Raw genomic sequence first — 8,845 nt, 5'->3', positions numbered from 1 at the left:
TTTTTTTTGCATAAAAAAACTTCGAAATAAATCGAAGTCTTTTTCTAACCTGGAAAATGCAATTGTACCGTTTGAGTTAACACATCTGAATAACTATATGTCACAGTTCTTTGGGTGTCGTCATCTAATCTTATTACAAATATACTTGGATAAATACTTTCTAAAACACCATCATTAACAAGGATTTTTTTTCTTCCTCCATTGGCTTTTAAGGTAACTTTTTCTCCAAGGTGTCCCTCAATACTTTTTTTAATTGAAGCAATTGTTTTAATACTTTCCATAAAAAACACCCTCTTTCTTTTAATTATTATACCATTTTTTTGAATTGATTTCAAGTAAAATTTTTATTTTAACACTTTACATTTATAATGTCAATATTTTTTAGATATTTAATTTACATTTTTATTATCTGTATATAGACTAAATTTTATACATGTTTATTGGAATTAAAATATAAAAAGGAACTATTAAAAGTTCCTTTTTATATTATATACTCGGATTTAGGATACCCCTCTCTGTACTTACCTCTTGTTTGTAAACCTCCAACACCTTTTATTCCTGTTATTGTATTTTCTATAACATCCTTTATTGAAACTACATCAGTTATTTTAGTGTATGCTAACTTCTCGCAAACAAATACTGGATCTAAACAATGAATTAGCACTCTACTTGGGGATGATGCAAAATTTGCTCCTGCATCTAACATACATTCATAGCAACTTTGACAAGCACCTGCAAAAATTATTAGTTCATCATAACTAGAGTTATAATCTCTAAGTGCCTTAACTGCATCTCTATAAAAAATCGAATTTCTATAGTTATTTAAATCTAAATAATCTCTTGTTCCTCTTAAGACACCATCATGACCTGTTAATACTACTATATCTGGTTTTATTCTTTTAACTAAATCAACAATTTTTTTAGGTTGTTCACATTCTGGTATTGATACTCCTACTGCATCTAAAGATAATTGCTTATATACTTTTAAACAAGTATCCATATATTCCTTATCTCCATCTACATGAAGTATTTTTCCAGGTCTTCCAAAAACCAATTCATCATTTCCCTTACCTTTTTTTATAGTTTTGCTTGCTCTTAATACACCATGCTTAGCAAGCTCACCTCTTGATGATATAGCAGACTTCAATGCAGCACTTACTCTGCTATTTAATATTTTATCCTTTTCAGCTGAATAATCATCTTCTACTTTTTCTAAATCATCAACACTAGCATCTGCTATTATTCTTATATTAATTCCCTTTAAAATATAACGTACTTCTCCATTTTCTTCTTTTATGTCTATAACTTTAAATGTTACATCTTTATCATATGATTTTCTTACAACTATATCTCCTACAACCATAAAACCCTCTAAAATATTATTTATTATTTCATTATATGTATTAATATAGATTTATGATTTAAAAAATAATAGGGCTGCTTAAAAAACAGCCCTTTTTTATTTAATATTATATTCTTCTTTAAATTGACTTAAGAAATTTAAATAATTTTCTTTTTCATCTATTATATTTTGAAGCTTCTTAGCAAAAGTATTTTGTCCCCAATTTACTTCATTATAATAGTATCTATTAGCTAATCTCCAATATCTTTGTGGAAATTGTAAGTAAGCATATAAAACCTTGTATTCATCTTCTCTTAATGGAGATATGTTATTATAGGATTCTATTATTGATTTTGCATATTCAAAATTCCACTCAACTCTTTTTAAAACTTTAGTAATAAAATTTGATATATCAAATACTCTTATTTCTCTTTTACAATAATCAAAATCTATAACATTAACATCATTATTCTTATCAATTATTATATTATGATAAGTAAAATCATGATGACATAAACTTTTATCCTTTTCAGCAATTTCACAAAGTTCAAGATAATTTGAACTTTCTAATGTATTAAATGCTTCTTTTCCCATTTCTTTATAAAATTCCATTGACTTAATATATATTAAATCAAAATCGCTTTTATGATGCTTCTTTCTAACCATATCTCTCATTTTATCTAGTGATTTAACTCTCTTTTGCATAAGATTTACCCATCTGCCTAAATCACTTTTTAATTTTGAATTTTCAGGTGGATCATATCCTTTTGATGCCTCATGTAACTTAGCTAATGTTTCAGCTGCAATTTTAACATCTTCTATTTCATGAAAATCACATTCTCTTCCTTCAATCCAATTAGATAAAGTATATAAATCTTCATTTACTAATGCATACGGCTCTCCATCAGTATTTAAAAAATATCTATCTATTTTATCAAATCCATTTTTTATTAAATGCTCTTTAGCACCACATACAAATAATAATTTTTGTGGTCCATAATTTATTTTCTTTAAACATCTCTCCCCTTTATTTGTTTTTAAATAATATACGCCTTTACTCGCTTTCAGAGTTTCTATTTCTATATCGAATTGTCTTTCTATTTCAAACTCTCTCATCATTTTAACCACCCCCTTAATATTTATATGTACATTATATTTATTTTATTAACACTTTCTAACTTATAAAAATATAATAAAATTAACAATAATTTGAAAGGATTAAATAATGAGAGTTGGAATTGATGGAAGAGCTGCAAAATGGTATAGAGGAACAGGCATTGGTACTTATACTCATCAGTTAATAAAAAGCTTAAATTATATAGATTTTAATAATGATTATTTAATTTTCACACCTGAAAACCCTGAGTTTAAAAATTTAAATAGAAACTTTAAAATTGAAAAGGTTAATGAACTGCTTAGTGAAAATTTTTGGGATGAAGTTAGAGTTCCAAATATTTTATCAAATAGTAATATTGATTTGTATCACGTTCCCCAAAATGGTGTTGGATTATCTGATAATGTAAACTGTAAAAAAGTAATTACATTGCATGATATAATTCCTCTAAAAATGCCTGAAACAGTTAGTAAAAGATATTTAAAAATTTTTAATAATGATATGCCAAATATTCTAAAACAATGTGATGGAATTATAACAGTTTCAGAATTTTCTAAAAGAGATATACACAAAGAATTTAATTTTCCAATGGAAAAAATATTTGTTACTCATTTAGCTGCCGAAAAAATTTATAAACCACTTGGAAAGCATCAATGTAAAAAAATATTAGAAAATAAATATAATATAAAATCAGATTTTATATTATATGTTGGTGGATTTAGTCCTAGAAAAAATATATTAGGACTTATAGAAGCATATTCTCTACTTCCTTTACCTTACAGAAAAAATACAAAGTTAGTTATAACAGGTAAAAAGGGAATATCATACAATCTCTATTTAAATAGAGCTAGAGAACTTAATGTACTTAATGATGTTATATTTACTGGTTTTATCCCATTAGAATATTTACCTTATTTTTATAATGCATCAGAAATGTTAGTATATCCTTCTTTTTATGAGGGATTTGGTCTTCCTCCAATAGAGGCAATGGCTTGTGGAACACCAGTTATAACTTCTAATGTAACTTCATTACCAGAAGTATGTTACGATTCTGCATTACTTATAAATCCTAATGATCCTCATGAATTAAGTCATGCTATGGAAAGAGTTTTAAGTGATAGTTTACTTGTACTTGCTATGGTTAAAAAGTCTATTATTAGAAGTAGACAGTTCTCTTGGGAAAGAACAGCTCAAAATACAATAAATGCTTATAATTCTATAATAAATAAATAAGGGTGCAGTATTTGCACCCTTATTTATTTAGCTAACTCTTCTTTATAAAGCATTTTATAATCACTTAAAAACTTTCTTCTAAATATATCATTTTCTAATTTTGTTTTAAATCTATGCAAAAATATTTCTTCATCCCATTCTTTGTTTTTATGATAATATGATTTTATTATTGAATATATATCCCTTGGAAAACTCATAAATATATATATCAGCTTATATTCTTCTTCTGTAAGTGGTATAACTTTATTATAAGTATCTATAATCTTTTTGCATTTTTCAATACTAAATGTACTATTTTTTATCCATTTTAATATAAAGTCTGCAATATCTAAAGCTCTTAAATCAATTGTTGAGTAATCTAAGTCTATTATATTTACACCTGAATCATTTATTATAAAGTTATGATTTGCAAGATCATTATGACAAAGTGATATAAATTTATTGTCATTTATAAGCTTATCATAATTACTAATCCAAAGCATGTCTTTAGCCTTTGATAACTCAAATATATACTCATCACAAGTTTCCATAAATAACTTATCAAAATCATTTTTATAACTATATAAACTTACCCATCTTTTTATATCTAACATATCTTCTTCAGCATTTTTATAATAGTTAAACAAATCTTCTCCATATATGCACACAGTATCTTTAGCATTTAAATAATTAATTATTCCATAAGATGCCTTATGAAATTTTGCAACAGCATCAATACACATTTCAACCTCTAATGGATTATTGATAGATGCTTCCCTTCCCTCTATTAAATCCATTAGTATATAATTCTCTCCATTCCAATTTATAAATTCTTTATCTTTATTTATTTTATTCATATTCATTATATTTTTAAAATCATCATTAATATATTCAATAGATCTTCCAATGAAATTTATCTTATCTTCATTATAATCAACTTTTTTCAAAAGTTTCTTGCCATCTTCAGTCGTTAACATAAATAATTTTCTAAGTGGTGTAACATCTAAAATACTTATTCCTATTTCATCAAAAAACTTTTTACTAAGGTCATATCTACAGAGATTTTTCCTTTCTGAGTATCTATCCTTTCCCATAATAGTCCTCCTTAAAATTCAAGTTCCTTTTCTACTATCTTCTTAATATCATCTTTACATTCATTTAAATTAAATCTATTTTTATATAAATATTTGATACCTTCATGTGGTATATTAACCATACAATTTATATAATTTAGGCTATCTTTGCTTAAATTATTTTTCTCAACATATTCTTCAGCATAATTTTTCAAGTCATCTTTACTAGACTTTTTTTTAATTTTTAAAAGGTAATTTATAAAATCATCTTCTACTATATTAAATGAAATTTTCTTAATTTTACCAACCTCAACTTTTTCCATCACTCTTAAATTTGTTTCATCAACTTTATCTATGCATATTTCATCTTTTTTCATAGCTCTTTTATATATATCTTCAAGATATATATTATCCAACTTATCAAGTTCAATTTTTGCTCTAGCAAGTATTAACCTTCCATAAAAGTTATCTCTTGAAATAATGTTTTCTAACTTCTTATTACTAACAACTAATCTATCTACTCTTTTACCAATTTCACTTAATATACTATTTTTTTCTATTGAATGATATCCCATAAGAACATCTTGCAACTTAATAATTAAATCAATTTGTGATGATACATTGATTTTAGAACTATCTCTTTTAAAATAATCTCCAATTAAATGTATATCCTTCTCTAATAAATACTTTTTTAAAGCTCCCTCATTCATTATCATTTCCCCTTACCTAAAAAAATTTTCAATAAACTCATCTCTATATTTTCTATCTTCTAAATATTTATTAAGCTTACCTAAAATAAATTCCTCTCCCCAAGGTTGTTGTTCCCAATACATTTGAAGACCCCTTTGCCAAAAGTCCTGTGGAAATCTTATAAATTCTTTTATAACATTTAATTCATCTTTACTTATTTCTATATTTTCTGAATAAGCATCTAATATTACGTTTGCCTTATTTTTATCCCACCTATTATATTTCATAGCTCTTATAAGTAATGAAGCTAAATCATGAATATGACTGTCTAGTATACAATAATCAAAATCTATTATTTTAATTTCATTGTTTTTTCCTATTAAAATATTATGATTTGCATAATCATGATGGCAAAACTCTCTTTTTAACATATGCCTTTCCATTATCTCAACATAATTACTATTTATAAGTCCCTTAATACTTTTATCTGCAATTGCTATCTGCTCATCTAAATTTTTTAAAAATACTTCATCAAATTTATTTTTATGAGCTTTTTGATTTATTCTTTTTGCAAAATCATATATTTCTTCTTTTCTAGTTTTAAATATATTTATCCATGAAAACCAATATATCCTTGGTGTCATCATAGGAGTTATATTAAAATCTCTACTTGCTATATGCAATTTAGATAATGCTCTTGATACATTTTTTAGTTCACTTAAATCATTATAATTACTTACCCTAGATTCAAACCATTCTGTTAAATACCCATATCCACCTTCATTTAATTCAACATAATCTAACCCGTTCCTTGTCTTAATTATATTAAGTACAGTACTAAAACCTTTATTATTTAAATGTTTAATAGCTGAAATTATATAATATGAATGACCAAACTCATAATTTAAAACCTTAAAGCAATATCCACTATTTCCATTTATCTTAAAAGTATTTTTATGCTTTATAATACTTTTAACTTCTATACCATATTCTTTTTCTATGAGTACTTTCACATTATTTTCATTCATAAAATACACTCCCCATCTTATTTATCTTTCATTATATGAGTTCATTTAATTTAATGTGATTTTATTCACAAAATATGTTATTCATAATATTTTATAATATATAGCTAATTCGAGGTGTTTTAATGAAAATTTGTATAGATTCTAGAAGTGTTAATTTACATGGTGGTACAGGAATAGGTACCTATACTAAAAACTTAATTTCTGAAATGATAAACTTAGATAAAAATTCTTTATTCACACTTATATGGACTGGAAAAGTTGATCCAATCTTTTTAAATAATAATACTGAACTAATACATTGCTCTGGAAGGCGCTCTAATTTTTTTGATAAATATTATATTCCAAACATTATTAAAGAAAGAAACTTAGAATTATATCACATACCTCAAAATGGAATAGGCTCACCATTAGATGAAAATATAAATACAGTAGTTACAATTCATGATTTAATACCCTATATAATGCCTGAAACAGTTGGCCAATCGTATTTAAAAAAATTCTTAAAAACTATGCCTGATATAATAGAAAACGCAAAAGGAATAATTACTGTTTCAGAATACTCCAAAAAAGATATTTTAAGATTTTTTAAAGGCTATCCAGAAGATAAAATATTCGTTACACACTTATCAACAAATTCTGAGTTTTATCCTCATGATAAAGATATATCAAGAAAAATAGTCAACAATAAATATAACTTTGATACTCCATATTTATTATATATAGGTGGATTTAGTGCTAGAAAAAATGTAAAAGGAATAATTGATTCTTTTAAAAAAATAAATAAAAACTTAACTAATAAATATAAATTAGTCTTAGTTGGATCATTAAAAGATGAGGGACTTAACTTAAAAAAATATGCTGAAGATTTAAATATTATTGATGATATAATTTTTACAGGATTTGTAGAAGACTCCTATCTACCAATTTTATATAGTGGCGCTGATTTATTTGTATATCCTTCTTATTATGAAGGCTTCGGTCTTCCACCACTTGAAGCAATGAGTTGTAAAACTGCAGTTATAACCTCTAACACAACCTCAATACCAGAGGTTACAAGTGATTGTGCTATACTTATTAACCCTTTAAATAATGATAGTTTATCTGAAAATATATTTAAAATTTTAGAAGATAAAGATTTAAGAACAAAATTAGAAGATAAAGCATATAAAAGAAGCCTCCAATTTTCTTGGAGGCAAACAGCACTTAATACACTTAACGCTTACGAAAATATATTAAATTCCTTATTTTAATAGCTCTTTTTTAACTTCTTTATATAAATTATAATTTTTTATTTTAGGAGCCTTCTTTGATATATTACTCATTACAACAAGAGGGCTCTTTCCTATAAAATTATTCATACTCTTCTCTATTTCTTTATTGTTATAAGCATAAATATATGTTGGAAACAAATCTCCATTAAGCGCATACTCTAATGCTATATCTGTATTTGTAATCATATATTCAGAAAAACTATTTATAAGTTCTCTATTTTTTTTATCATTATTAATTACAAATGCACTATATCCATCAGCTACAAAAAATCTATTTGACCCAATTTTATAGGCTGGAATATCATTTACAGTCCACTCACACTTTTTTCTTAAATCTTTAAGTATTTTCATAGTATTTATTGATGAAATTATAGCAAAAAAGTCATCACCTTCTCTAGCTAAAATTTTATTGTCTTCTAAGTTTTTATAATCCTTTTTTACTGCCTTTATAACTTCTTCTTTATTATTAAAATAATCAATATTCTGCATAATAAGTACCTTTATAAGATTTTCATAATCATCATCTATTATACTTAACCCCTTATATTTACCATTACTTTTTTTATAAATATTTTTGGATACTTTAATAAAGTCATCCCATGTATTTATATCAGAACTTTTATATCCATATTGTTTTAATATATCCTCTCTTAAATATAAAACTAAAGGATTAGTTGTTAATGGAATACCCATTTCTTTTCCGTCAATAGTTATTTGTTGAAGACTACTTTTTGTAAAATTTCTTTTATATATATTTAATAAATCTTCTTCATTTTCAAAGTTTAACTTATATTTATTCTTTAAATAATCTAACTCATAACTATTTAAAATAGCTATATTAGGAAGGTTGTCTTTTTTACCTTCTTTAAATTTATTATCTAAATCTTTAATATTATCTATTAGCTCAATATTTATTTTAGTTCTACTATGCCCATTCATATAATTCTCTGCTAATTCAGATATATATTCATTAGTATATTTATCAGTAACTACAGTTATAGTACCACTTATAACACCTTCTCTATCTTTAGTAAAAAAATTTATTATAAGTATAGAAACAATAACTGTAATTGTAGTTATTATTATAGTTTTTATTCTGTTATTCATAAAATCAA

At 24.8% G+C, this 8,845-nt stretch carries 9 protein-coding genes; 2 read left to right on the top strand and 7 right to left on the bottom strand.

Annotation, left to right across the window (positions count from 1 at the left end; all coding sequences use genetic code 11):
• Positions 1–44: 44 nt before the first annotated feature.
• The 3 genes from Q4E08_RS07440 to Q4E08_RS07430 all read right to left on the bottom strand — a co-directional run bounded on the left by Q4E08_RS07440 (position 45) and on the right by Q4E08_RS07430 (position 2,461).
• Complete coding sequence (locus tag Q4E08_RS07440) at positions 45–281, bottom strand: Veg family protein (RefSeq protein WP_303129802.1); 237 nt, start codon at positions 279–281, stop codon at positions 45–47.
• Between the two features lie 200 nt (positions 282–481).
• Positions 482–1,363, bottom strand: a complete 882-nt coding sequence (gene yabG / locus Q4E08_RS07435; protein WP_303129799.1) for a sporulation peptidase YabG — start codon at positions 1,361–1,363, stop codon at positions 482–484.
• A gap of 96 nt (positions 1,364–1,459) precedes the next feature.
• On the bottom strand, positions 1,460–2,461 hold the full coding sequence (locus tag Q4E08_RS07430) for a CotS family spore coat protein (RefSeq protein ID WP_303129797.1): 1,002 nt from the start codon (positions 2,459–2,461) through the stop codon (positions 1,460–1,462).
• 106 nt (positions 2,462–2,567) lie between these two features.
• Here Q4E08_RS07430 and Q4E08_RS07425 point away from each other — a divergent pair, with 106 nt between their 5' ends.
• The gene (locus Q4E08_RS07425) at positions 2,568–3,689 is read left to right on the top strand and encodes a glycosyltransferase family 1 protein (protein WP_303129796.1); all 1,122 of its coding nucleotides are present in this window, start codon (positions 2,568–2,570) and stop codon (positions 3,687–3,689) included.
• A gap of 23 nt (positions 3,690–3,712) precedes the next feature.
• Here Q4E08_RS07425 and Q4E08_RS07420 read toward each other — a convergent pair whose 3' ends face one another.
• The 3 genes from Q4E08_RS07420 to Q4E08_RS07410 are packed head-to-tail and all read right to left on the bottom strand — an operon-like array spanning position 3,713 to position 6,459.
• A complete protein-coding gene (locus tag Q4E08_RS07420) occupies positions 3,713–4,762 on the bottom strand; it encodes a CotS family spore coat protein (RefSeq protein ID WP_303129795.1) in 1,050 nt (349 codons plus the stop codon).
• An 11-nt stretch (positions 4,763–4,773) separates the two neighbouring features.
• Positions 4,774–5,451, bottom strand: coding sequence for a hypothetical protein (locus tag Q4E08_RS07415; protein WP_303129793.1), 678 nt, complete (start codon positions 5,449–5,451; stop codon positions 4,774–4,776).
• A gap of 12 nt (positions 5,452–5,463) precedes the next feature.
• Complete coding sequence (locus tag Q4E08_RS07410) at positions 5,464–6,459, bottom strand: CotS family spore coat protein (RefSeq protein ID WP_303129791.1); 996 nt, start codon at positions 6,457–6,459, stop codon at positions 5,464–5,466.
• A 122-nt stretch (positions 6,460–6,581) separates the two neighbouring features.
• Here Q4E08_RS07410 and Q4E08_RS07405 point away from each other — a divergent pair, with 122 nt between their 5' ends.
• A complete protein-coding gene (locus Q4E08_RS07405; protein WP_303129789.1) occupies positions 6,582–7,709 on the top strand; it encodes a glycosyltransferase family 1 protein in 1,128 nt (375 codons plus the stop codon).
• On the opposite strand, the gene Q4E08_RS07400 is transcribed toward Q4E08_RS07405, so the two are convergent.
• Positions 7,701–8,837: an ABC transporter substrate-binding protein gene (locus tag Q4E08_RS07400; protein ID WP_303129783.1), complete on the bottom strand. Its 1,137-nt coding sequence runs from the start codon at positions 8,835–8,837 to the stop codon at positions 7,701–7,703. The two genes, Q4E08_RS07405 and Q4E08_RS07400, sit on opposite strands and share 9 nt — an antisense overlap.
• Positions 8,838–8,845 lie beyond the last annotated feature (8 nt).

The sequence above is a fragment of the Clostridium sp. genome, assembly GCF_030532265.1.
Taxonomy (GTDB): Bacteria; Bacillota; Clostridia; order Clostridiales; family Clostridiaceae; genus Clostridium.
This window is presented reverse-complemented; position numbering and strand designations above follow the sequence as displayed.